The sequence below is a fragment of the Stenotrophomonas sp. GW821-FHT01H02A genome, assembly GCF_059422145.1.
Window position 1 is genome coordinate 233,044 of sequence record NZ_JBWKWI010000001.1, and the last position, 23,268, is coordinate 256,311.

Annotated in this window: 15 protein-coding genes; all 15 read left to right on the top strand. The window is 69.5% G+C overall.

From position 1 onward, the window contains the following. Positions 1-52: 52 nt before the first annotated feature. Entirely contained in the window at positions 53-8,596 is an 8,544-nt protein-coding gene (locus AC07WC_RS01075; protein ID WP_495208418.1) for an ESPR-type extended signal peptide-containing protein, read from the top strand. A 157-nt stretch (positions 8,597-8,753) separates the two neighbouring features. Next, entirely contained in the window at positions 8,754-10,607 is a 1,854-nt protein-coding gene (locus AC07WC_RS01080; protein ID WP_495208419.1) for a S8 family peptidase, read from the top strand. 125 nt (positions 10,608-10,732) lie between these two features. Beyond that, entirely contained in the window at positions 10,733-12,460 is a 1,728-nt protein-coding gene (gene gspE, locus AC07WC_RS01085; RefSeq protein WP_495208420.1) for a type II secretion system ATPase GspE, read from the top strand. 37 nt (positions 12,461-12,497) lie between these two features. After that, positions 12,498-13,718 (top strand): type II secretion system protein XpsF, encoded by a 1,221-nt coding sequence (xpsF, locus tag AC07WC_RS01090; protein WP_495208421.1) that lies wholly within the window; start codon positions 12,498-12,500, stop codon positions 13,716-13,718. Positions 13,719-13,766: 48 nt separating this feature from the next. After that, positions 13,767-14,198 (top strand): type II secretion system major pseudopilin GspG, encoded by a 432-nt coding sequence (gene gspG, locus AC07WC_RS01095; protein WP_495208422.1) that lies wholly within the window; start codon positions 13,767-13,769, stop codon positions 14,196-14,198. A gap of 90 nt (positions 14,199-14,288) precedes the next feature. After that, positions 14,289-14,708, top strand: coding sequence for a type II secretion system protein XpsH (xpsH, locus tag AC07WC_RS01100; protein WP_495208756.1), 420 nt, complete (start codon positions 14,289-14,291; stop codon positions 14,706-14,708). Beyond that, positions 14,705-15,121: a type II secretion system protein XpsI gene (xpsI, locus tag AC07WC_RS01105; protein WP_495208423.1), complete on the top strand. Its 417-nt coding sequence runs from the start codon at positions 14,705-14,707 to the stop codon at positions 15,119-15,121. The genes xpsH and xpsI overlap by 4 nt, the downstream gene beginning before the upstream one ends. Then, on the top strand, positions 15,118-15,756 hold the full coding sequence (locus AC07WC_RS01110) for a type II secretion system protein J (protein WP_495208424.1): 639 nt from the start codon (positions 15,118-15,120) through the stop codon (positions 15,754-15,756). Before xpsI ends, AC07WC_RS01110 begins: the two co-directional genes overlap by 4 nt. Beyond that, the gene (locus AC07WC_RS01115) at positions 15,753-16,616 is read left to right on the top strand and encodes a type II secretion system minor pseudopilin (protein WP_495208757.1); all 864 of its coding nucleotides are present in this window, start codon (positions 15,753-15,755) and stop codon (positions 16,614-16,616) included. The genes AC07WC_RS01110 and AC07WC_RS01115 overlap by 4 nt, the downstream gene beginning before the upstream one ends. Next, a complete protein-coding gene (locus tag AC07WC_RS01120; protein WP_495208425.1) occupies positions 16,613-17,761 on the top strand; it encodes a PilN domain-containing protein in 1,149 nt (382 codons plus the stop codon). The genes AC07WC_RS01115 and AC07WC_RS01120 overlap by 4 nt, the downstream gene beginning before the upstream one ends. Next, complete coding sequence (gene gspM / locus AC07WC_RS01125) at positions 17,736-18,467, top strand: type II secretion system protein GspM (protein WP_495208426.1); 732 nt, start codon at positions 17,736-17,738, stop codon at positions 18,465-18,467. Before AC07WC_RS01120 ends, gspM begins: the two co-directional genes overlap by 26 nt. Further along, entirely contained in the window at positions 18,457-19,239 is a 783-nt protein-coding gene (locus AC07WC_RS01130; protein WP_495208427.1) for a type II secretion system protein, XpsN-like, read from the top strand. Before gspM ends, AC07WC_RS01130 begins: the two co-directional genes overlap by 11 nt. 9 nt (positions 19,240-19,248) lie before the next feature. Further along, on the top strand, positions 19,249-21,465 hold the full coding sequence (gene gspD, locus AC07WC_RS01135) for a type II secretion system secretin GspD (protein WP_495208428.1): 2,217 nt from the start codon (positions 19,249-19,251) through the stop codon (positions 21,463-21,465). 65 nt (positions 21,466-21,530) lie between these two features. Further along, positions 21,531-22,397: a glycosyltransferase family 2 protein gene (locus AC07WC_RS01140; protein ID WP_495208429.1), complete on the top strand. Its 867-nt coding sequence runs from the start codon at positions 21,531-21,533 to the stop codon at positions 22,395-22,397. Beyond that, positions 22,394-23,230 (top strand): glycosyltransferase family 2 protein, encoded by an 837-nt coding sequence (locus AC07WC_RS01145; RefSeq protein WP_495208430.1) that lies wholly within the window; start codon positions 22,394-22,396, stop codon positions 23,228-23,230. The genes AC07WC_RS01140 and AC07WC_RS01145 overlap by 4 nt, the downstream gene beginning before the upstream one ends. Positions 23,231-23,268 lie beyond the last annotated feature (38 nt).

The following is a 23,268-nucleotide window of genomic DNA, read 5'->3' on the forward strand; positions in this document are numbered from 1 at the left end:
TCCGGCGTTGGCGTCGCTTTGCCTAAAACCAGCCTAATCAGGAGCCGCATCGATGAATCGGATTTATCGCAAGGTCTGGAACAAAGCACTGGGGCAGATGGTCGTCGCCTCGGAATTGGCCAGCAGCCAGTCCTCGGGTGTCGTCATCGATCAGCGCCGAACCTCTGGCGGACGCAACACCGCAGTGCTCTCCGCCGCCATCGCGTTGACGCTCGGGTTGAGCGCGGCAGGCACGCTGCAGACGGCGCACGCGCAGTCGGTGGAAGTCGGCGGCAACGCAAACTGCCTGGTCCTCAACAGCACCCTCGTCGACAGCTGCGTGGTCGATGGCAACGCCACTGCAACGGGCACCAACGCAGTGGCGATCGGCAGCAACAGCACCGCCTCGGCCGCCAACAGCGTGGCGCTCGGCGCAGGCTCGAAGGCCAGCCGTGCCAACACGGTGTCGGTGGGTGATGCAGGCAAGGAGCGCCAGGTGACCAACGTCGCCGCCGGCACCGCCGCTACGGATGCGGTGAACAAGGCGCAGCTGGACAAGGTGGCGGTCGCTGCCGAAGGGGCGACGCGCTATTTCAAGGCCGACGGTGACGGCAACGACGCCGACGCGGCGAAGATCGATGGTGACGGCGCATTGGCCGCCGGCGCCAGCGCCAACGCGGACGGCGACGGTGCCACCGCGCTCGGCAGTGGCAGCCAGGCACTCGCCAACGCGACCACCGCGGTGGGCAACGGCTCGATCGCCGCGGGCCTCGGCGCGAGTTCGTTCGGCCAGGGCAGCATGGCCTTCGGCGATGCCAGCATCGCGCTCGGCCAGAGTGCCGCAGCGTTTGGCCTCGGCGATGTCGCCCTCGGCGCATCGGCAGTGGCGGCCAGTGAAAACGGCGCGGCGACCGCCATCGGCGGCCTGGCCGAAGCCAGCGCCGACGGCGCCACTGCGATCGGCGGTGGTGCGTTGGCCATCGGTCCGGGCAGCACCTCGCTGGGTCGCGGCGCGGCAACGGCCGGCGAAGCCTCGGTGGCCGTCGGTGCGTTCAGCGTCGCGGTGGCGGATTTCAGCGCCACGCTTGGTGCGAATTCGGCGGCCGTGGCCGTCGGGAGCGTCGCGCTCGGTGCCGGTTCGTATGCCGATCGGGTCGACACGGTCTCGGTCGGCAACGCGGAAAACGGCCTGCGTCGCCAGATCACCAATCTCGCCGACGGCACCGAAGAAAACGATGCGGTGAACAAGGCGCAGCTTGATGCAGTCGGCGCGGTCGCCGCCAACACGGACAAGCACTTCCAGGCCACCGGCAGCAGCGACAGCGATGCCGGCGCACTCGCGGCAGGCGACAACGCCACCGCGATCGGTGAAGCGTCCAACGCGCTGGCCAATGGTGCAACCGCGCTTGGCAGCGGCGCCACCGTCACCGCGCAGAACGCTACGGCGGTCGGCTACAACGCCACCGCCACCGGCCAGAACAGTGCAGCCTTCGGTACCAATGCGCAGGCCAATGGCCCGGGCAGCGTGGCCGTCGGCGGCGCCGCGGTGGATGCCGATGGCAACCCGCTGATCACCAATGGCGGGGTGCCGGTCGATACCGGTGCGACCAGCGCCGGTGTGGGCGGCACGGCGGTCGGCGCGAGTGCGGAAGCGTCCGGGTTTGCTGCGTCGTCGTACGGCGTCGGTGCGTACGCGGCCGGTGCGCAGGCCTCGGCGTTCGGTGCGGTCGCCAATGCGACCGGCGACTACTCCACTGCGGTGGGGACGCAGAGTGTGGCGACCGGCAACAGCAGCACGGCCATCGGTGGCCCAGCAGATCTGCTGCCGGGGCTGGGCTTCTTCGTGCAGACCCAGGCCAGCGGCGAAGCCGCTACGGCGGTGGGTGCAGGTGCGATCGCCAGTGGCGATTACGCGGTGGCCAACGGCACCCTGAGCGAAGCCTCGGGTACCGAGGCGACCGCCGTCGGCTATTTCGCCTACGCCCCGGGCGAGGGCGCCACCGCGCTCGGCGCGGAGACCTGGGCCAGCGGTGAGCTGAGCACGGCCGTCGGTTTCTACAGCACCGCGCGCGGCGCCAACAGCGTCGCCCTTGGCGCCAACTCCACCGCCACCCGCGACAACACCGTGTCCGTCGGTGACGTCGGCAATGAGCGCCAGATCACCCATGTCGCTGCGGGCAGCGAAGCGACCGATGCGGTCAACAAAGCACAGCTCGATGCAGTCGCGACGTCGGCGTCGGCGACCTCGGCGCAGTTCAAGGCGAACGGTGCGGCCGGCGGTGCCTTCGTGGACGGCGAGGACGCGCTGGCGGCCGGTGAGGCCAGCAACGCACTGGGTGCCGGTGCCACGGCGGTCGGCGGCGGCGCGACCGCAGTCGGCGACGATACCGTCGCGCTGGGCCGCAACAGCAGCGCCACCGGCAACGGCAGTGTTGCCATCGGTGGGCTGGGCCAGGCCTATGACGAATACAACCAGCCGCTGGTCGATGACCAGGGCAATGCGATCCTGATCGGTGCTACCGCCGCGCCGGACAGCGTCGCCGTCGGTGCCGGCGCGCAGGCCACGGGCACCACCAGCAATGCGTTTGGCAGCGGCGCACAGGCCACCGGCAGCAACAGCCTGGCCAGCGGCTACAAGGCGCGCGCGACCGGCGATTACAGCGTGGCGCAGGGCGACAACGCCTTCGCCAGTGGCGAAGAGACCACGGCGACCGGTGCGTATGCATGGGCGACTGCCGATGGTGCCACCGCCTTCGGTTCCAGTGCATGGGCAACCGAAGCCAACGCGACGGCGGTCGGCCAGTCGGCCTGGGCCAGTGGCACCGGGTCCACCTCGATCGGCTACAACAGCTGGGCGCGTGGCAGCAGCTCCACCGCGCTCGGCCGTGGTGCGTTCGGCTACGGCGACAACAGCGTCGCCGTCGGCTTCCAGGCCCTGGGCAACAGCATCAACAGCATCGCCATCGGCACCAACGTGGTGGCCGGTGGTGAAAGCGCGATCGGCATCGGGGCAGGCAGCAGCGCGACAGCCTCCAATGCGGTCGCGCTCGGTGCGGGTGCGGTGGCCGATCGTGCCTACACCGTCTCGGTCGGCAACGATGGCCGGCAGCGCCAGATCACCCAGGTCGCCGCCGGTACCGACGGCAGTGATGCGGTCAATCTCGATCAGCTGAGCGCCGCCACCGATCGGTTCCAGGCCAGCGGTGACGGTGTTGCCGTCGCCGGTGGCGAGGAAAGTGTCGCTGCCGGTGCGAATGCCGCGACCGCTGGCGACTACGCTACCGCGGTCGGTTCGAGCAGCTTCGCGGCCGGCACCGGCGCATCGGCTGTCGGCAGTGGTGCCTTTGCCTTGGCCGACAACGCCAGTGCCGTCGGCTTCAACGCCGTCGCCAGCGGTGCCAATGCAAGCGCAACCGGTGCCAACGCACAGGCGACCGCCGAATACGCAACCGCCAGCGGTGCCGAAAGCCTCGCCTCGGGTGAGCAGAGCACCGCGACCGGTGCGGCCAGCGTCGCCTCCGGTGCCGGCAGCCTGGCTGGTGGCGCGCTCTCCGACGCGGCCGGTGAAGAGTCGGTGGCCCTGGGCTACTTCAGCAGCGCCAGCGGTGATGGTGCGACCGCGGTCGGCGCGGAAAGCGTGGTCAGCGGCACGCTGTCGGCCGGCTATGGCTTTGCCTCCGAAGCGACCGCCAACTACACCACCGCGATCGGCGGGTATGCGGTGGCCTCGGCCTTCAACGCCACCGCGCTGGGCAGCTTCGCGCAGGCGACCGGCTCCAACAGCGTAGCGCTCGGTGGTGATGCCGAAGCCTCGGGTGCGTACAGCACCGCCACCGGCCAGGGCAGCCTGGCCAGTGGCATCAACAGCGTGGCCGTCGGTGGTGCGCTGTTCGGCCTGCTGCCTACCGAAGCGTCGGGCAACTACTCCACGGCTGTCGGTGGTGGGGCATGGTCGCCCGGCGTGAACAGCACCGCGCTCGGCAATGCAGCGACCTCCACCGGGGCGAACAGCGTGGCGCTGGGTGCGGATTCGATCGCCGACCGCGATGACAGCGTGTCGGTCGGCAGTGCCGACGCGCAGCGCCAGATCACCCACGTCGCCGCCGGTACCGATGGTACCGATGCGGTCAACGTGAACCAGTTGAATGCAGTGGCCGATGCGGCCGCCACCACCAGCAGGTACTTCCAGGCCAGCGGCAGCGCCGACAGCGATGCCGGTGCCTACGTGGAAGGTGATGACGCGCTGGCCGCGGGTGAGGCGTCCAATGCCATCGGCAACGGGGCCACCGCGCTGGGCAGCGGTAGCACCGTGCTCGCCAACGAATCCACCGCACTGGGCTTCAACGCCACGGTTACGGGTGACAACGCCGTGGCGATCGGCAGCAATGCCAGCAGCAGTGCTGCCGGGGCGGTCGCGATCGGCGATCTGAGCGCGGCATCCGGTGCAGCATCCGTCGCCATCGGCGGTGGTTCGCTGTCGCAGGGCTTCGGTGCGGTCGCGATCGGCGCTGGCTCGGAGGCGGCGGGGCTGGCCGCGACGGCGGTCGGGTACGGTGCGTGGGCGCTGGGCCGCGAGTCCACCGCGATCGGCAACTTCGCCACCGCCGACGGCTGGCAGGCCAGCGCGTTCGGTGCCAATGCCAGTGCTGCCTTCTTCGGCACCGCGCTGGGCAGCAACGCACAGGCAGCCGAGGTGGCCACCGCAGTCGGCCAGGGCACGCGTGCGGACATCGCCGGCGCCGCGTTCGGCGTGCAGGCCAATGCCGGCCAATATGGCGTGGCGGTTGGCAACAATGCAGCCACCGCCGAGGATGGCGTGGCCGTGGGCTTCAACGCGTTGGCCGGTGCGGATGCCGGCAGCGTGACCCAGGGCATCCAGACCACCGCCATCGGCAGCGAAGCGTGGGCGACCGAAGACGGTGCCACCGTAGTGGGCTACAACAGCTACGCGCAGGCAGTGAATTCCACGGTGGTCGGCAGCAACACCTGGACCACCAAGGACGCCGACAACAGTGTCGCGCTCGGTGCCGGTTCGCTGGCCGATCGGGCCAACGCCGTTTCGGTCGGCGCCGCACAGGCCTGGACCGATGCAGCGGGCGTGGTGCACGCGGCCATCGATCGCCAGATCACCAATGTCGGTGCCGGTACCGAAGACACCGATGCGGTCAACGTCGCGCAGCTGAAGGAAGTGGCGGCCACCGCCGAAGCCACCGGCAAGTACTTCCAGGCCAGCGGCAGTGATGACAGCGACGCCGGTGCCTATGTGGAAGGTGACAACGCGCTGGCCGCCGGTGAGGCCGCCAACGCCATCGGCAACGGTGCCAGTGCGCTCGGCAGCGGCGCCACCGCCATCGCCGACAACGCCACGGCCGTCGGCTTCAATGCCCTGGCGAGCGCCGAGGGCGCTGCGGCCTTGGGCAGCGACGCGCAGGCGACCGGCGAAGATAGCGTCGCCATCGGCAACGGTGCCAGCGCAAGCGAGATCGGTGCCAGCGCCATCGGTGCGGGCGCGCAGGCAGCGGGTGCGTATGCCACGGCCAGCGGCAGCCAGTCCACGGCAGCCGGCCAGCAGGCGACGGCCAACGGTTTCCGCGCCAACGCGTCGGACGCGGGAGCATCGGCCTTTGGCAGCTACAGCGAAGCGACCGGCCAGCTGTCCTCCGCGCTCGGTTATGGCGCAGTGGCCTCCAATGCCTATGCGGTGGCAGTGGGTGCGGCCTCCAACGCCTCCGGCTCGGGCGCGGTCGCGGTCGGTGAGTACTCCGAGGCCACCGGCGATGAGAGCGTGGCGATCGGTGGCACGACCTTCTTCGGGCTGCTGCCGTCGCGCGCGTCGGGTACGGGTGCCTCCGCCTTCGGCGCCGGTGCCTGGGCGACGGATGACTACGCCACCGCGATCGGCTGGAACTCCTGGGCCGATGCGGGCAATGCCACCGCACTCGGTGCCGGTGCCAGCGCGGAGGCCGTGAACAGCGTCGCGCTGGGTGCCGGTTCGGTCGCCGACCGTGACAACGCGGTGTCGGTCGGCACCGCCACCGCGCAACGGCAGATCACCAACGTCGCCGCCGGTACCGAAGGCACCGACGCGGTCAATGTCGATCAGCTCAATGCCGTTGCCGATGTGGCCGGCACCACCAGCCGCTACTTCCAGGCCTCGGGCAGTGCCGACAGCGATGCCGGCGCCTACGTGGAAGGCGACAACGCACTCGCCGCCGGTGAAGCCGCCAATGCGATCGGCAATGGCAGCACGGCCCTGGGCAGCGGTGCCACGGCGCTGGGCAACTATGCCACCGCGAGCGGCTACGGCAGCAGCGCGACGGCCGATTACGCCGCCGCGTCCGGCTATGGGAGTTCGGCCAGCGGTGACTCCAGCTTGGCCCTGGGGCGCGAAGCCTCGGCGCAGGGGGCGGGCAGCCTGGCGGCCGGTCAACTGGCCAACGCCAGCGGACCGCTGGGCGTGGCCGTCGGCGCACTCAGCCAGGCCGGCGCGAGCAGTTCGGTCGCGGTCGGTACGCTGGCCAGCGTGGGCGAAGACGGCATCAACGGCATCGCGGTCGGTACGCTGTCCGGCGTCAACAGTGGGGCGCAGAACGCCATCGCCGTGGGCACCTATGCAACCTCGACCGATGATCGCGCGATCGCGATCGGTGGCGTCTACGCTGGCGTCGTCGACGGTGCGCTGATCACCCGCAATACCGTCGCCGATGGCGTGGATGCGATCGCCCTGGGTGGCGGTGCGCGTGCCCGTTCGGACAACACCATCAGCCTGGGCGCGATGAGCACCAGCAGCGCCGACGGCGCGGTGGCGGTCGGCTTCAGCAGTGCGGCCACCGCCGCCGACAGCGTCGCCATCGGTACCGCCTCGGTGGCGGACCGCGCCCGCACCGTCTCGGTGGGTGCAGCCGGTTCGGAGCGTCAGATCACGAACGTGGCCGAGGGTGCCGAATCCACCGATGCGGTCAACAAGGCCCAGCTGGACCGGGTCGCCGCGACCGCCGACGCGGTCGGCAAGCACTTCCAGGCCACTGGCAGCGGCGTGGCCACGGCCAGCGGCAGTGATGCGCTCGCCGCCGGGTCCGGTGCCACCGCCAGCGCCACCCGCAGCAGCGCGCTGGGAACCGCCGCCGTTGCTTCGGCGACCGGGGCCACGGCCGTCGGCGCCGATGCCTCGGCACGCGGTGCCAACAGCACCGTGCTGGGCCGCCAGGCCTCGACCAATGCCAGCAACGGGGTGGCGATCGGCAACGGTGCGTTTGCCAGCAACGGCGCCAACAGCATCGCGATCGGCGCCGGCGCGGGTGTTTCCGGCGCCAACGCAGTCGCGCTGGGTGCCGGATCGCGGGCGGTCGAAGCCAACGTGGTCTCGGTCGGTGGCGGCAACGGTACGGATGGGCCGGCTACGCGCCGCATCGTCAACGTGGGTGCCGGTCGCATCGCCGCGGGCAGCACCGATGCGGTGACCGGCGGCCAGCTCAACACCACCAACCAGCGCGTCGGTGCGGTGGAAACCCAGGTGGGTGACATCGATACCCGCATCGGCTCGGTCGAGAACGTCGCCGCCAATGCACTGACCTACGACGACAGCAGCCGTGACACGCTGACCCTGTCGGGTCTGCAGGGCACCACCCTGGACAACGTCGGCAGCGGCTCGATCGCGTCCGGTAGTCGCCAGGCGATCAACGGCGGGCAGTTGTTCCAGTCGCTCACCGATGTCGCCACCTTCCTCGGCGGCGGTGCCAGCGTTGGCATGCAGGGCGTGTTCGTCGCGCCGAACTATGTGATCCAGGGCGCGACGTACAGCAATGTGGGCGATGCACTGGGCGCGCTCGACCGCAAGGTCAGCGATCTGGATCAGCGCGTTGCCGGCGGCAGCAGTGGCGGGGCACGGGCACGCACCGCCGCGCTCGCCACTGCCAGCGTCGCAGCGGAGACCAGTGTCATGAGCGCCAGCAGTGACGACGCCATCGCCTCGGTACAGGGCACGCCCACCGCGGCCAGCGTGGGCGGCAGCCAGCCGCTCAGCGCACCGGCAGCTGCATCCGCGGCAGTCAATGCGGTAGTGATGGGGGACGGCGCCGTGGCCAGTGGCGCGTCGGCCACGGCCATCGGCCAGGGCGCGACCGCCTCGGCGGCCAACTCGGTGGCGCTGGGCCAGGGCTCGGTCGCCGATCGTGCCGATACGGTCTCGGTCGGCAGCGTCGGCAACGAGCGGCAGGTCGCCAACGTGGCGGCCGGTACGCAGGCCACGGATGCGGTCAACAAGGGGCAGCTGGATGGCGGCATCGCCACCGCCAACAGCTACACCGACCAGCGCTTCACCTCGATGGCCGACAGCTTCGACATCTACAAGGGCGAGATCGACCAGCGCCTGCGTCACCAGGATCGTCGCATCGACCGCCAGGGCGCGATGAGCGCGGCCATGCTCAACATGGCCACCAGTGCCGCCGGCGTGCGGACGCAGAACCGCGTCGGTGTCGGCGTCGGCTTCCAGGGCGGCGAATCGGCCTTGTCGCTGGGCTACCAGCGTGCGCTCAGCGATCGCGCCACGGTGACCCTGGGCGGTGCCTTCAGCAGTGATGACAGCTCGGTCGGCGTGGGTGCCGGCTTCGGCTGGTAAGCCGTTCCATGGCGGGGCCGTCAGCGGCCCCGCCACAACGCAATGCAAGGCCTGAGGGGGCGGGTCACGGGAACCCTGGCCAGGGCCGGCCAGGGAGCTCGCATGGAGTGTTGGCCTGTACAGTCGTTTGATCCATGACCTTGAAGAGGACGTCAACGTGACCAGTAAGCAGAACCTTCGCATCAATGTGCTGGCAGCCGCCGTGCTGTCGTTGTCCGCAGGCGCCAGCGCCTATGCCGCGGGCCTGCCGGCCAAGGAGCCGGTGCGCCAGCCGGCTGCCGCCCAGGGCGCAGAGCGCATCATCGTCAAGTACCGCACCGGGAGCGCTGCGGCCACGGATCGCTCGGCCAAGCTGACGGCCGTGCAGTCGGCGGTCGCCCGCGCCAGTGTCGGTGGCTCCGCCGCCGGGCGTGCCAGTGCGGTGAACCCGCAGATCGTGCGCAAGCTCGGCGTCGGTGCCGATCTGATCCGCCTGCAGGGCCGCCTGAGTCCGGCCGAACTGCAGAAGGTGCTGGCCGAAATCAAGGCCGATCCCTCCGTGCAGTACGCCGAAGTCGACGTGAAGCTGCAGCGCACCGATGTGCGCCCGCGTGACGCCACCCCGCAGCTGGTGCCGAACGATCCGTACTACGCGCAGTACCAGTGGCATCTGAACAGCGCCACCGGCGGCATCAATGCACCGGCCGCGTGGGACATCGCCCAGGGCGAAGGCGTGGTGGTGGCGGTGCTCGATACCGGCATCCTGCCGCAGCATCCGGATTTCTCCGGCAACCTGCTGGCCGGTTACGACTTCATCAGCGACGCGGAAACCTCCCGCCGTGCCACCGATGACCGGGTACCCGGCGCACTCGACTACGGCGATTGGGTCGAGAACGATAACGAGTGCTACGCCGGTTCGTTGGCCGAAGACAGCTCCTGGCACGGGACCCACGTGGCCGGCACGATCGCCGAATCCACCAACAATGGTGTCGGCATGGCCGGTGTCGCGTACAAGGCACGCGTACTGCCGGTGCGCGTGCTCGGCAAGTGCGGCGGCTATCTCTCCGACATCGCCGATGCGATCACCTGGGCCTCCGGCGGCACCGTCGCCGGCATTCCGGCCAATGCCAATCCGGCCGAGGTCATCAACATGAGCCTGGGCGGTGGTGGCGCCTGCGACGCGCTGTACCAGGACGCCATCAACGGGGCGGTCTCGCGCGGCACCACCGTGGTGGTCGCGGCCGGCAACTCGGCCTCCAATGCGGCCAACTTCCGTCCGGCCAGCTGCGCCAACGTGGTGGCGGTCGGTGCCACCCGCATCACCGGTGGCATCGCGTACTACTCCAACTTCGGCCCGGTCGTGGATCTGTCCGGTCCGGGCGGTGGTGGCGGCGTGGACGGCAACCCGGGCGGTTATGTCTGGCAGTCCGGTTACAACGGCCTGACCACCCCGACCTCCGGTGCCTACAGCTACATGGGCATGGCCGGTACCTCGATGGCCTCCCCGCACGTCGCGGCAGTGGCTGCGCTGGTGCAGGGGGCGGTCGCCGCCGCAGGCAAGGATCCGCTCACCCCGGCCGCGCTGGAGGCCCTGCTCAAGCAGACTGCCCGCGCTTTCCCGGTCACCATCCCGACCGCTACCCCGATCGGCACCGGCATCGTCGATGCCAAGGCCGCCCTCGACAAGGCGCTGGAAGAAGAGTGCACGGAGAACTGCGGCCCGGTGGCCACCCCGCTGACCAACAAGGTGGCCGTGGGCGGCCTGGGCGGTGCCGGCGGCAGCGAAGTGCTGTACAGCTTCGAGGCCCAGGCCGGCAAGGTGCTGAGCCTGCTCACTTACGGCGGCAGTGGCAACGTGTCGGTCTACGTGAGCCAGGGCAAGGAGCCGACCGCGACCGCGTTCGACGCCAAGTCCACGCGCCCGGGCAACAGTGAAACGGTGCGCTTCACTGCGCCGGTGGCCGGCACGTACTACATCAAGGTCGTCGGCGAGTCCGCGTTCAGCGGCGTGAGCATCCTCGCCAACCAGTAAGGCGGTAAAAGCGCAGCGGGAGTCCGTCATGTGACGGGCTCCCGTTTTTGCGTCTGGAGCGCGCGCAATCCCGCGTACGGTCGCGGTGAACTGCTAAAGTCGCAGCGGTTGCCAGGAGAGCATTCTTGAACGCGGTTGCCCAGGATCCCACTGCAGAATCCACCGCCGAATCCCGTATTGTCGCGGTGTTGCTGGAGAAAGGTCGGCTCAAGGACAGCGACCTGGCCCGCGCGCGTGCGCTGCACCGGGAGTCCGGCGGCAGTCTGCTCGGCCTGCTGGTGCGGCTGGGACTGGTGTCCGAACGCGACCATGCACAGACCTGTGCGGAGGTGCTCGGCCTGCCGCTGCTGGATGCCAGGACGCTGCCGGAAGCACCGCCGGAGGCCCTGCTCGATGGTCTGCCGCTGACCCTGCGTTTCCTCAAGCAGTTCCATGCCTGCCCGCTGGCGCTGCACGACGACGCACTGGACCTGTGGCTGTCCGACCCGCAGGACCCGTATGCGGCCGATGCAGTGCAGTTGGCGGTCGGCCTGCCGGTACGCCTGCATGTCGGCCTGCGCTCGGAGATCGACGATCTGATCGAGCGCTGGTTCGGCCAGGGCCGCAGTGCGATGGGCGCGATCATCGAAACCGCCGATGGCGAAGGCGCGGCGGTCGATGACATCGAACACCTGCGCGATCTGGCCTCCGAAGCGCCGGTGATCCGGCTGGTCAACCTCGTGATCCAGCGGGCGGTGGAGCTTCGCGCTTCGGATATCCATATCGAACCGTTCGAGAATCGCCTGAAGGTGCGTTACCGCGTCGACGGCGTGCTGATCGAAGGTGAAAGCCCGCCGGTCAATCTCACCGCCGCGGTGATCAGCCGCATCAAGATCATGGCGCGGCTCAACATCGCCGAACGCCGCCTGCCGCAGGACGGCCGCATCATGCTGCGCGTGCAGGGCAAGGAGCTGGACCTGCGCGTGAGCAGTGTGCCGACCGCGCATGGCGAAAGCGTGGTGATGCGCCTGCTCGACCGCGACACCGTGGTGTTCGATTTCCACCGGCTCGGCTTTACCGACGCGTTCCTGCCGCAGTTCCGCAAGGTGCTGGAACAGCCGCATGGCATCCTGCTGGTCACCGGCCCGACCGGTTCGGGCAAGACCACCACGCTGTACACCGCGCTGAGCCAACTCAATACCGCCGACGTGAAGATCATCACCGTCGAAGACCCGGTCGAGTATCAGATCGAAGGCATCAACCAGATCCAGGCCAAACCGCAGATCGGGCTGGATTTCGCCAATGCGCTGCGCAGCATCGTGCGCCAGGACCCGGACATCATCATGATCGGCGAAATGCGCGATCTGGAAACCGCGCGCATCGCGATCCAGTCCGCGCTCACCGGCCACCTGGTGCTGTCCACGCTGCACACCAACAATGCCGCCGGTGGCATCACCCGCCTGCTCGACATGGGCGTGGAAGACTATCTGCTGACCTCCACGATCAATGGCATCCTGGCCCAGCGCCTGGTGCGCCGGCTGGAGCCGCAGCATGCACAGCGTTACCTGGCGTCACCCGAAGAAATCGAGAAGTTCGGTCTGCGCCGGCTGCAGCCGGAAGGCGAGATTTTCCTGTATCGCGCGCAGCCCTCGGCGATCGCGCCGACCGGGTACCTGGGCCGGACCACCATCGTTGAATTCCTGGTGATGAACGATGCGCTGCGCAGCGCCGTGATGCGTCGGGCCGGGATGGGCGAGATCGAGCAGATCGCGCGTGCCGCCGGCATGCGCACCATGTACGAGGATGGGCTGTCCAAGGCACTGCAGGGCCACACCACGCTGGAAGAAGTGCTGCGCGTGACGGAGGAATCCTGATGCGTGCAGATGGCCAGCACCCGGTGGGCAGCTGAGCATGCCCCAGTACCGCTACAAGGCCCTCAACGCCCATGGCGAACTGTTCGATGGCCAGATGGAGGCGGCCAGCGAAGCCGATGTGGTCGCACGCCTGCAGGACCAGGGCCACATGCCGATGGAAGCGCGGCTGGCCAGCGAAGGGGTCGCCAGTGCATCGTCGTGGATGGCGCTGCTGCGCAGGAAGCCGTTCGACGGCGGGGCGCTGGTGCAGTTCACCCAGCAGCTGGCCACGCTGCTGGGGGCCGGCCAGCCGCTGGACCGCGCGCTGAGCATCCTGCTGGAGCTGCCCGAAGACGAGCGCACCCGCCGGGTGATCACCGACATCCGCGACATCGTGCGCGGTGGCGCCCCCTTGTCGACCGCGCTGGAACGCCAGCACGGCTTGTTTTCTCGGCTGTACATCAACATGGTGCGCGCCGGTGAGGCCGGCGGCAGCCTGCACGACACCCTGCAGCGGCTCTCGGACTACCTCGAGCGCAGCGCCGAGTTGAAAGGGCGCGTGATCAACGCGCTGATCTACCCGGCGATCCTGCTCGCGGTGGTGGGCGGCGCCCTGTTGTTCCTGCTGGGCTACGTGGTGCCGCAGTTCGCGCTGATGTACGAGAGCCTGGATGTCGCGCTGCCGTGGTTCACCCAATGGGTGCTCACTGCCGGGCTGGTGGTGCGCGAAGGCTGGATCATCATGATCGTGGTGCCGGCAGTGATCGCGCTGGGGGTGGAACAACGGCTGCGGCAACCGGCCTCGCGCCTGGCCGTGGATGGCTGGCTGCTGCAGCGCAAGGGCATCGGCCCGCTGCTGGGCAAGCTGGAGACCGCGCGCCTGGCCCGCACGCTGGGCACGCTGCTGCGCAATGGCGTGCCGCTGTTGTCCGGCCTGGGCATCGCCCGCAACGTACTGAGCAACCGCGCCCTGGCCGCCGACGTCGATGCCGCCAGCGACGAGGTCAAGAACGGCAACGGCCTGTCGGCATCGTTGTCGCGTGGCAAGCGCTTCCCGCGGCTGGCGCTGCAGATGATCCAGGTCGGCGAGGAATCCGGTGCGCTGGACACCATGCTGCTCAAGACCGCGGACACCTTCGAGCAGGAAAGCGCCCGCGCGATCGACCGGCTGCTGTCGGCGCTGGTGCCGGTGATCACGCTGGTGCTGGCCTCGGTGGTCGGCCTGGTGATCGTGGCCGTGCTGGTGCCGCTGTACGACCTGACCAATGCCATCGGCTGACCGGCCGCTGCCAACATTCCCTACGATTCGATGCAAGGAGCCTGCCACATGCAACGCCGCCGCCTGATCCGCTTCTCGTCCGCGCGCCACCAGTCCGGCATGAGCCTGCTGGAAATCATCATCGTCATCGTGCTGATCGGCGCGGTCCTGACCCTGGTCGGCAGCCGCGTGCTCGGCGGCGCTGATCGTGGCAAGGCCAACATCGCCAAGGCCCAGGTGCAGACCATGGCCGGCAAGATCGACAACTACCAGCTCGATACCGGCAAGCTGCCGGCCAAGCTGGAGGATCTGGTCACCCAGCCCAGCGGCAGCGCGGGCTGGCTGGGTCCCTATGCCAAGCCGGCCGACCTCAACGACCCGTGGGGCCATGCGCTGGAATACCGCGTGCCGGGCGAAGGCCAGCCGTATGACCTGATCAGCCTGGGCAAGGATGGCAAGGTCGGCGGCAGCAGTTACGACGCGGACATCCGGTACGAGTAATCCGTCGTGGCAGCGCTGTCGCCCCTGCAGAGCAGACTGCCGCAGCGCGTGCGTACGGGCGCGCATGCGCGTGGCCTGTCGTTGCTGGAGATGCTGCTGGTGGTCGCGTTGATCGCGATCATCGGGGTGGTCACCGCCACCGCCATGAACGGCGGCATTGACGGCATGCGCCTGCGCAGCGCCGGCAAGGAGATCGCCACCCAGCTGCGCTATACGCGTACCCAGGCCATCGCCACCGGCCAGACCCAGCGTTTCCTGATCGACCCACGCGCACGCACCTGGCAGGCCGCCCACGGTCGGCACGGGCAGATCCCGGCCGCGCTGGACGTGCAGTTCCGCGGCGCCGGCCAGCTCGGCACCGCGCCCGGGCAGGGCGCGATCGCCTTCTTCGCCGACGGCGCTGCCAGTGGCGGCAGCATCGAGTTGAGCACGCGCGGCGCAGCGTGGGACATCCACGTGGGCTGGATCACCGGCGAAGTGCGTGCCGGCCCGCGTCGGGAGGGTCGATGAAGCGCCAGCGTGGCTATTCGCTGCTGGAGGTGATCATCGCCTTCGCGCTGCTGGCCTTGGCGTTGACCCTGCTGCTGGGCAGCCTGTCCGGCGCCGCGCGCCAGGTCGGGCAGGCCGACGTGCGCAGCCGCGCGACGCTGTATGCGCAATCGCTGCTGGCCAGCACCGGTGTGGAGGCGCCACTGCAGGAGGGCAGCACGCAGGGGGAGTGGGAGCAGGGCAGATACCACTGGCAATTGCAGGTCGCGCCCTACCAGGAACCACGCAGCAGCACCGGGCCGGTGACCGTGGACGTCGGCGGCCCGGTGCTGGCGCAGATCACGCTGCAGGTCAGGTGGGGCGACGGCAATGGCGAGCAGCTGCAGTGGCGCAGCCTGCGCCTGTTGCCACCGGTACCGGGCGCGCCGCGATGAGATTCCGCGCGCGCCGCGCCGGCGGCTTCACCCTGATCGAAATCCTGCTGGCGACCGCCCTGCTGGTCGGTGGCCTGGCACTGGCATCTGCCACCGTGCGCTCGGCCATGGCGATCAGCCAGCGTGGCGAGCGCATGGCGGCCCAGAACGAACGCATGCGCGCGGTCGAAGGCTTCCTGCGGCGGCGCCTGTCGACCGCACTGGTCATCGCGACCTCGCCGCCGGACCCCACCCGCGATCCGGTGTATTTCGTGGGCGAGCCACAGCGCATGCTGTTCGTCTCGGACCTGCCCGGCTATCTCGGTCGCGGCGGTCCCTATGCACACGAGCTGCAGGTCCGCCACGCCGGGGGGGCGGCGCAGTTGGAGGTCGGGCTGACCCTGCTGCAGAACGGCGAGGCGATCGACGAGGATCCGCCACGCCTGCCGGAGATGCTGGCTGACCAGCTGCGTGATGTGCGCTTCCGCTATCGCGGCACCGATCCGCGCACCGGCCAGCTGACCGAGTGGTTGGACCGCTGGGACGATACCCGCCGCCTGCCGCTGCTGGTCTCGATCGAGGTCATGCCGCTGCAGGGGCCGGCGTGGCCACCGATGATCGCGGCGCTGCCACCGGCACGCGGGGATCGCCCATGAGGTCGGTACGCGGCGCGGCCCTTGTACTGGTGCTGTGGCTGATCGCCCTGCTCACCGCGGTGATCGGGGCGTTCGCGCTGAGCGCACGCGTGGAGCACATGCAGCAGCGCGTGATCGGCGATGATGCCATCGGCCAGGAATACGCGCGCGCAGGGCTGGAATACGCGCTGCATCGCCTGCAGCCGCGCGCCGCGCAGCCGGCGTGGGTGCCCGATGGGCGCCGCTACCGGTGGACGTTCGATACGCGTCGGATCGACCTGGCGATCCTCGACGAGAACGGCAAGATCAATCTGAACCTGGCCGACGCGAGCCTGCTCGGCGCCTTCCTGCGCGCGATGGGGGAGGAGCCTGGGCGCGCCCAGCAGCTGGCCGGTGCCATCGTCGACTGGCGCGATGCCGACGGCCTCAAACAACCCGGCGGCGGCGCGGAGACGCCCGACTACATCGCCGCGGGCCTGCCCTATGGCGCACGCAATGCGCGCTTCGAGACCGTGGGAGAACTGCAGCGTGTCCTGGGCATGGACGCGGACCTGTATGCGCGGATCGAGCCGATGCTGACCCTGTACAGCCGCCAGGCGCGGCCCGACCCGCGCGTTGCGGCTGGCCCGGTGCTGACTGCGCTGGGGTTGGACGCAGAGCGCCTGCTGGCCGAGCGCGAGCGCGCCGCCGCCGCCGATGAGGCCGGTTTGCCGGTCACGCCGCTTGCAGGCGGCAGCGGCACCTATAGTATCGAGAGTCGCGCCACGGACGAACGCGGACGGATATCGGTATTGCGCGCCGTGGTGAGGATGGGGTCGGCAGGCACGCCGGGAACGGCATACACAGTACTTCGCTGGGAACAGGGAATGGCAGCAAGATGACGGCATGGCGTGACAGTCTGGTGCGGGCCCGCGGGCGTCTGTCGCCCGGCGTGGGCAGCAGCCTGCGCTGGTGGCGGCAGTCATTGCTGGCCTGGCTGCCGGTACGCTGGCAATGGGCGATGGGCTGGTCGCGTTCGCGGCTGCTGCTGCAGCGCACAGGGGACGTGCTGCGGCTGCAGCGCCAGACCGGCGACCAGATCGAGGCGATCGCCGAACTGCCGTGGCCGGTAGCACCTGCAGTGCTCGATGGGGTACTGGACGCGCGCCTGCGCAGCCTGCCCCGGCATTGGCTGCTGCCAGCCGGGAGCGTGCTGCGCCGCCCGCTGCGATTGCCTGCGGCCGCCGCCGAGCGGCTGCGAGATGTGGTCGGATTCGAAATTGATCGGCAGACCCCGTTCGATGCCAGCCAGGTCAGCTATGACGTGCGCGAGCTCGGCGCCTTGGCGGACGGCCAACTGCAGGTCGAGCTGGTGGTGATCCCGCGTGTGCAGCTGGAACAGTGGGCGCAGCAGGCCGGACCGTGGGCGCAGGCCGTGGCCGGCGTCGATGCGGTCGACGCCGCCGGCCTGCCGCTCGACGTCAATCTGTTGCCGGTGGCGCAGCGGCAGCCCTATCGCGACCCGATGGCACGCTGGAACGGGCTCCTGGCCGTCAGCACGATCGTACTGCTGGCGCTGGCCGGCCATCAGTTGCTGGACAATCGCCAGGCGGCCGCCGAGCAGCTGCGCGCGCAGGTGGATGACGCCGCGCGTGATGCGCGCCGGGTCGCGGCCGAGCGGCAGCAGTTGCAGGACCTGGTGGAAGGTGCCGCGTTCCTGGAAGGCAAGCGCACCGAGCATGCCAGTACCGTGGAGCTGTGGAACGAGCTGACCCGCCTGCTGCCCGATGGCACCTATCTGGAGAAACTCTCGGTTGAAGGCAACACGCTGCAGTTGATCGGGCTCAGCCGCGAAGCCTCGCAGCTGGTGCCGCTGCTGCAGGATTCGCCGCTATGGCGCAAGGTCAACCTGACCGGCGTACTGCAGGCCGATGGCGCAACCAGCGGCCGTGACCGCTTCACGCTCACCGCCGAGCTGCAGCCGCTGCCCGGTGCGACGCCGGCCGCGAAGGAGGTTGCCGATGGCAGCACAACCGACGCGCCGTGATCGCTGGCTCGCGCTGGCTCTGCTGCTGGCGGTGATCGCCGTGGCGTACCTGCTGCTGGTGCATCCATGGCTGACCCGCCCGCTGCTGGCGATCAATGCCGATGTCGCGGCCGTGCAGGAACGCCAGCAGCGCGTGGATGCACAGCTGGCACAGCGCGGGCAGATCGCCACCCAGCTGCGCGAGGTGCAGGGCGCGCTCGACGGCCGCCCCGGCTTCCTGCGTGAGGCCACCGCCGAATCGGCGGCCGCGGCGCTTTCCAGCCGCCTGCAGGATGCCGTGGCTTCGGCCAGCCCGGGCAACCGCAGCTGCACGATCAGCAACCGCACGCCGCTGCCCGACACCAACCGCGAACCGGCGTTCCCGCGCGTGGCCCTGCAGGTGCGCCTGCGCTGCGGCGTACCGGAAATGGCCGCCGTGCTGCACACGCTGGAGACCGGCAGCCCGCGCCTGTTCGTGGAGAACCTCACTCTGCTCGCGCAGCGCTTCCAGCAATCCCCCAGCGAAACCGGGACGGGGTTGGATGTGTCGTTCGAACTGGTCGGCTACCTCCGCCCGGGCGCCGCGCTGGAACCCGGTGCGCCAATGGCGGCACCCCTCTCATTGCCGCCAGAGCAGGGCGCCGATCCGGGTGCGGCACCGCCTATCGATGCGGCTGAACCCGCGCCTGCGCCGGCCGCCACCGAGGAGCTCGAGCATGAAGCTTGAAGCAGCCGGTCTGCGCACGTGGGCGCTGGGCGGGATCGCGCTGTGGGCGCTGGCGGTCTGGGTTGCCACCTTGTTCGGCCTGGGCAATCGCATCGCCCCGGCCTCGGATGGCGGGATCGGGCCAGCGCCGCTGCCGCAGTTGGCGCCCGCCGCACCCGAGCGCATGGGCACGGCCGGTACCTATGCGCAGATCGGCGCCCGCCCGCTGTTCGCTGAAGATCGCCGGCCGCGACCGTATCTGCTCGGAGGCACCGAGCAGGGCACTGCCAGCACGGTGTCGCTCACCGGTGTGCTGCTCACGCCTGGCTTCGGCATGGCGATCCTCACCACCGACCAACGGCAGTCGCTGCGGCTGCGCTTGAATGGCGAGGCGGTCAACGGCTGGCAGCTGCTCGCACTGGAGCCCCGCCGCGCCACCGTCAGCGGCCCGGGCGGCACCCAGACCCTGGAACTGCCCGTCTTCAACGGCCAGGGCGGCGAACCACCGACGGTGCTGGGGAGCACGCCGCTCACGACGGTTCCCCCCGCCGGGGCAGGCGCCCGCTCGATCAATGGCGCGACGGTTCCGATGCCGGTCCCCCCACCGCCGGCTGCACCGGCGCCGCAGGCGGCGACGCCGTCGAATGCGGCGGGCCCCGCGCAGAACCCGCAAGGCCCCACCGAAGACCAGATGAAGGCGATCCGCGAGCGCATCCAGGCGCGCCGCCAGCAATTGCAGCAGCAACAGCAGTCGCAGCAACCGCCCGCGGGCGGCTCCGGCCATAACCCTTAGAGTGACAGCATGACCCTGCGCCTTTTCCCCGTATCGTTCCTTGTCGCCCTGTTGGTGGGCTGCACCACCGTGCCTGCGCCGGAGGTCCGTCGCGACGCGGTGCTCGACAGCCATCAAGTGGTCGCCGGCGACGGGTCCCACGAGGGCATCGACGCCGAGCCATTGGGCAGCAGCGGCGCGCCGCAGGCGGTGATACGCCGCGGAACCGGCACCATGATCAACCGCAGTGCTGCGGCCGCCGCGCAGCCGTCGCTGGGCAACGCCTCCACCGGCAACGCCACCTTCAACTTTGAAGGCGAATCGGTACACGCGGTGGTCAAGGCGATCCTCGGTGATTTCCTCGGCCAGAACTATGTGATCGCACCGGGCGTGCAGGGCACCGTGACCCTGGCCACGCCCAAACCGGTCTCCTCGGCGCAGGCCTTGAACCTGCTGGAGATGGTGCTGGGCTGGAACAACACGCGCATGGTCTACAGCGCCGGCCGCTACAACATCGTGCCCGCCGACCAGGCCTTGGCCGGGACGGTTTCGCCGAGCACCGCCCCGCCAGCCAATGCGCGCGGCTTCGAAGTGCGCGTGGTGCCGCTGCAGTATATCTCGGCCACCGAGATGAAGAAGGTGCTGGAGCCGTACGCGCGCCCGAATGCCATCGTCAACGTCGACAACGGCCGCAACGTGATCACCCTCGGCGGCACCCGCAGCGAGCTGGAGAACTACCTGCGCACGGTGGAGATCTTCGACGTGGACTGGCTGTCGGGCATGTCCGTGGGCGTGTTCCCGATCCAGTCCGGCAAGGCCGAACAGGTCGCCGCCGATCTGGAGAAGGTATTCGGTGAGGAGAGCAAGACGCCCAGCGCCGGCATGTTCCGCTTCCTGCCGCTGGAGAACGCCAACGCGGTGCTGGTGATCACTCCGCAGGCGCGCTACCTGGACCAGATCCAGCAGTGGCTGGACCGCATCGATAGCGCCGGCGGCAGCGCCCGGCTGTTCTCCCAGGAACTGCGTTACATCAAAGCGCGCGATCTGGCCGAACGCCTCAGCGAAGCCTTTGCCAGCGGCGGTGACCGCAGCGGCTCCAGTCCGGGCTCATTGGCCCCGGGCGCCATCCCGTCCCAGCTGGGCAGCGACGGCGAACGCGGCATGGACGTAGGCAACAGCAGCAGTTTCAACAATTCCGTCGGCGGTGCAGGCAGCTCTGGCGGTGGCAATTCCGGCAGCTTGAACCTGCCGCAACGCCAGTCGGGCAACGTCAGCATCCGCCTGGAAGTGGAGGGCGATCGGGTGGGCGTGTCAGCGGTGGAGGAAACCAATACGCTGCTGGTACGTGCGACACCGCAGGCATGGCGGTCGATCCGCGAGGTGATCGAGAAGCTGGATGTGATGCCGCTGCAGGTGCACATCGAGGCACAAGTGGCCGAAGTCGGGCTGACCGGCGAGCTGAAGTACGGGGTGAACTGGTATTTCGACAATGCCGTGGCAGGCAGGGCGTTGACGGGGGCCCTTGCCGGGGTGACCCTGCCGGCAGCAGCAGGCGGTTCGTGGAACACCTTCGCCGGGGCCCTCACCGGCACCGATGGTGCTGGCTGGGCATTTACCGGCCATAACGGTGCGGCGGTGGTCAGCGCGCTGGACCAGGTCACCGATGTGCGTCTGCTGCAGACGCCGTCCGTGTTCGTTCGCAACAACGCCGAAGCCACGCTGAATGTGGGTGACAAAGTGCCGATCAACACCACCACGGTGAACACCGGCATCGGGACCGGCAGCTACAGTTCGGTGCAGTACATCGACACCGGCGTCATTCTCAAAGTGCGTCCGCGGGTGACTCGCGACGGCACGGTGTTCCTGGATATCGTGCAGGAAGTGAGTAGTGCCTCGGATGTGCCGAAGGACTGCAATCCACAGGAGCGCAACTGCAATCCGCGCATCTCCACCAAGAAGCTGGCCACCGAGGCTGCGGTGCAGAGCGGGGACACCATCATGTTGGCCGGCTTGATCACCGATTCGGCCACCGATGAGAGCAGCGGCATTCCCGGCTTGAGCCGGATTCCGGTGCTGGGCGCGCTGTTCGGCCAGAAAAGCCGCACCAGCCGGCGGTCGGAGGTCATCGTGCTGCTGACGCCCACCATCGTCCGCAACGGGCAGGAAGCACGCAACCTGACCGATGAGTACAGCCAGCGCTTCCGCGCGATGGAGCCACTGAGTCAACCTCGGCCGCCTGGGAAGTAATCTCGGTCGGCTGAGTGATGCCCAGCCGGTGCTACGCTGTGGCGACCGACAACCACGGAGGCGGAATGGGGGCGATCGTGCTGTTGCCGCTGGGCGTGGACGATGCCGCCCTGGACCGTTGCCTGGCCGCGCTCGATGCCGGTACCGCGCCAGGCACGGCGATCTGGCTGGCCGATGATGGGCAGGCCGGGCCGCGTGCCCAGGCCGTGATCGAGCACTGGCTCACGCACACGCCGCTGCAGGCCGAGTACACCCGCCGCGCCCGGGCCATCGGCGAAATCGCCCATCTGGATGAAATGCTGACCGCGTGCGCCGGCGCCGATGTGGTGGTGCTGGCACCGGACGCGATCCCGGCCCCGGGGTGGCTGCAGCAGTTGGAGGCCTGCCTGGCGCGTGACGCCTCGATCGGCTCGGCCACGCCCTGGTGCAATGCTGGCGAGACGGCGGCCTGGCCGCGCCTGGGCGAGATCAATCCGCTGCCCGATGACCTGGATCTGGCCCCGTTGGCGCAGGCCTGCGCGGCGATGCCGCCGCTGCATCCCGAACTGCCCTCGGCGGTCACGCATGCCGTCATGTTGCGCGGCAATGCGCGGCGCAAGGCCGGCGGGCTGGACATGCACAGCTATGCTTCGTGGAATGCGGCGCTGATCGACCTGAGCCTGCGCATGGCCGGGCTCGGCTGGCGCAACGCGCTGTGCGAGACCGCCTTTATCGCCCGCGTCGCCGAAGGGCTGACCGGCGAAGGCGACATGGAGGCGCTTGCCACGCGCTGGCCGGGCTGGCCGCCACGGTTGGCCGGCTTCCTGATGGCCGATCCCCTGCAGCAGGCGCGCCACGACCTGCAGCAGCATCATCGGCAGGCGATAATGCCCAAGGCGCAGGGCGATCTGTTCGCGCCCCCTGTCACTGCTGCCCCGGAGTCGCCCGCTTGAGCCCTGCCATCGCCGCCATCATCGTCAGCTACCAGAGCGCCAGCACGCTGGATGCCTGCCTGCTGCGTCTGCGCGAGGCGCGCGACATCGCCGAGATCCGCGTGGTCGACAACGATTCCACCGATGGCACCCTGGAGATCGTGCAGCGCCATGCCAGCGCCGACCCGCGGGTGCGCTTCATCGCCAATCCGGACAACCCCGGCTTTGCTGCGGCCAACAACCAGGGCGTGGCCGACAGCCAGGCGCCGTGGCTGGCCTTCATCAATCCGGACCTGATGGTCGGCCCGGATACCCTGGCCCTGTTGCGCGAACGCGCGCTGCCGCTGGGTGACTGCCTGCTGGGGGTCGAGCAGGTGGACGAGGATGGCCGCCCCGACGATGCAGTGCGCCGCCGCGATCCGGATTTCGCCGCGATGCTGCGCAGCCCCGGGCAGGGCGGCAAGCTGGCCATCCCGGTGGACCGCAGCCAGCCACTGCAGGTCGTGCCGGCCCTGTCCGGCGCCTTGCTGCTGATGCCGCGGGCGCTGTTCGACCGGATCGGTGGCTGGGATGCGGGCTACCGCCTGCACGCCGAGGATCTGGACCTGTGCCGCCGCGCACGCGAGGCCGGCGCGGTGATCGCGATCGCCAACGACCTGCGGGTCACCCATGTGCGCGGTGTCTCCAGCCGCTCGCGGCCGTTCTTCGTGGAGTGGCACAAGCACCGCGGGTTGTGGCGGTACTTCCGGAAATTCGAGGCAGCGCAGCGTGCCTGGCCGGTGCGCTGCGCGGTATGGGGCGCAATCTGGGCGCATGCGCTGGTGCAGGTCCCGCGCCTGCTCCGCCGCCGCTAGACGCCCGCGCACCCGGGTCCGCACCGGGGGCGATAGGT

Coding starts and splice junctions, on each gene's coding strand:
- AC07WC_RS01075 (WP_495208418.1), top strand. CDS start 53: ATGAATCGGATTTATCGCAAGGTCTGGAACAAAGCACTGGGGCAGATG.
- xpsF (WP_495208421.1), top strand. CDS start 12,498: ATGCCCCAGTACCGCTACAAGGCCCTCAACGCCCATGGCGAACTGTTC.
- gspG (WP_495208422.1), top strand. CDS start 13,767: ATGCAACGCCGCCGCCTGATCCGCTTCTCGTCCGCGCGCCACCAGTCC.
- xpsH (WP_495208756.1), top strand. CDS start 14,289: ATGCTGCTGGTGGTCGCGTTGATCGCGATCATCGGGGTGGTCACCGCC.
- xpsI (WP_495208423.1), top strand. CDS start 14,705: ATGAAGCGCCAGCGTGGCTATTCGCTGCTGGAGGTGATCATCGCCTTC.
- AC07WC_RS01110 (WP_495208424.1), top strand. CDS start 15,118: ATGAGATTCCGCGCGCGCCGCGCCGGCGGCTTCACCCTGATCGAAATC.
- AC07WC_RS01115 (WP_495208757.1), top strand. CDS start 15,753: ATGAGGTCGGTACGCGGCGCGGCCCTTGTACTGGTGCTGTGGCTGATC.
- AC07WC_RS01120 (WP_495208425.1), top strand. CDS start 16,613: ATGACGGCATGGCGTGACAGTCTGGTGCGGGCCCGCGGGCGTCTGTCG.
- gspM (WP_495208426.1), top strand. CDS start 17,736: ATGGCAGCACAACCGACGCGCCGTGATCGCTGGCTCGCGCTGGCTCTG.
- AC07WC_RS01130 (WP_495208427.1), top strand. CDS start 18,457: ATGAAGCTTGAAGCAGCCGGTCTGCGCACGTGGGCGCTGGGCGGGATC.
- gspD (WP_495208428.1), top strand. CDS start 19,249: ATGACCCTGCGCCTTTTCCCCGTATCGTTCCTTGTCGCCCTGTTGGTG.
- AC07WC_RS01140 (WP_495208429.1), top strand. CDS start 21,531: ATGGGGGCGATCGTGCTGTTGCCGCTGGGCGTGGACGATGCCGCCCTG.